General features: G+C 71.6%; 1 protein-coding gene and 1 pseudogene. Both read left to right on the forward strand.

All coding sequences use genetic code 11. The features are described from left to right. Positions 1-291 (forward strand): annotated as a pseudogene (locus G6023_RS08740) (aa3-type cytochrome oxidase subunit I); the annotation flags it as partial. A 132-nt stretch (positions 292-423) separates the two neighbouring features. Beyond that, entirely contained in the window at positions 424-1,653 is a 1,230-nt protein-coding gene (gene serB / locus G6023_RS08745) for a phosphoserine phosphatase SerB (protein WP_132062094.1), read from the forward strand. Positions 1,654-1,750 lie beyond the last annotated feature (97 nt).

Consider the following 1,750-nt stretch of genomic DNA (forward strand, 5'->3'; position numbering starts at 1 on the left):
CCGTTCATCTGGAACATCATCAAGAGCTGGCGCTACGGGGAGATCGTCACGGTCGACGACCCGTGGGGCGCGGGCAACTCCCTCGAGTGGGCGACCTCCTGCCCGCCGCCGCGCCACAACTTCGTGACGCTGCCCCGGATCCGCTCCGAGCGCCCCGCGTTCGAGCTGCACTACCCGCACATGAGCGAGCGGATGCGGGCGGAGGCCCACGTCGGTGGACGGGTCAAGGCACAGGACCCGGACTCGGCCAAGGATGTGGCCGACCGGGGACCATCCCCGCAGAAGGGCTGATCGCCCGCCCGTACTCACCCACGGGCGTAGGTCCCGGGAACCCCGTCGGCGGCTCGTCCACCGGCGGGGTTTCCGCTTGTCAGGCCCCGCAACATCAGCACCGCCCTCCCCGATCACCTGTCAGGAGTACATGTGAGCACCACCGGCACCCCGGCTCTCCTCACCGTCACCGGGCCCGACCGCCCGGGCGTGACCGCGCGGGTGATGTCCGTCCTCGCGTCCCACCACGCCGATCTGGTCGACGTGGAGCAGGTCGTCGTCAACGGGCACCTGTCCCTGGGGCTCATGGTCCGGGTGGACGACGGCGCCGATGTCGTCACCGTCGTCAGGGAGCTCACCGAGCAGGTCCACGACCTCGGGATGCAACTCGAGGTCCAGTTCGACGACATCGCCCCCGCGGCCCCGCCCTCCACTCACGCGGTCGTGATCCTCGGCAGCCCCGTCCCGGCCTCGGCGTTCTCCGCCGTCGCCGGATCGCTGGCCTCCATCGGCGCGAACATCGACACGATCCGCGGGATCGCCGACTACCCGGTCACGGGTATCGAGTTGCACGTGTCCACCGCCGGCCGGGACTCGGCCGACGATGCCCGCCTGCGCGAGACCCTCGCCCCCCTCTCGGACGCCCACGGCGTCGACATCTCGGTGGACCGGGCCGGGCTCGGCCGTCGGTCCAAGCGACTGGTGGTGTTCGATGTGGACTCCACCCTCGTCCAGGGCGAGGTGATCGAGATGCTCGCCGCGCACGCGGGCAAGGAGGACGAGGTCCGGGCCGTCACGGAGCGTGCCATGCGCGGAGAGCTCGACTTCGCCCAGTCCCTGCACGAGCGTGTCGCGACGCTGGCAGGTCTGCCCGCCACCGTGCTGGACGAGGTCGCCTCGAGCATCGTGCTCACGCCCGGGGCCCGCACCACCATCCGCACGCTCAAGCGGCTGGGGATCCGCTGCGGGGTGGTCTCCGGCGGCTTCATCCAGGTGATCTCCGGCCTCGCCGAGGAGCTGGGACTCGACTTCGCCCGCGCCAACACCCTCGAGATCGTGGACGGCACGCTCACCGGCCGGGTGGTCGGCGAGGTGGTGGACCGCGAGGCGAAGGCCGCCTACCTCCGCGAGTTCGCCGACCAGCTCGGTATCTCCCTGAGCCAGACCGTCGCGGTAGGTGACGGTGCCAACGACATCGACATGCTCACCACCGCCGGGTTGGGGATCGCGTTCTGCGCGAAGCCCGCCCTCCGCGAGGTGGCGGACGCGTCGCTGTCCAAACCGTTCCTCGACACCGTGCTGTTCGTGCTGGGGATCACCCGCGACGAGATCGAGGCCGCGGACACCGCCGCCGGCACGTACCGCCGCGTCCCCCTGACGTGACCGGCACGCCCGGGGCGGGGGAGGGCGGTCCCGAGACCGGTGGGCCCGTGATCGGCGGCCCGGCGACCGGCGCCGCACTCGACTGGTGCCACGCCCG

Source organism: Dietzia sp. DQ11-71 (assembly GCF_014144995.1).
Taxonomy (GTDB): domain Bacteria; phylum Actinomycetota; class Actinomycetes; order Mycobacteriales; family Mycobacteriaceae; genus Dietzia; species Dietzia kunjamensis.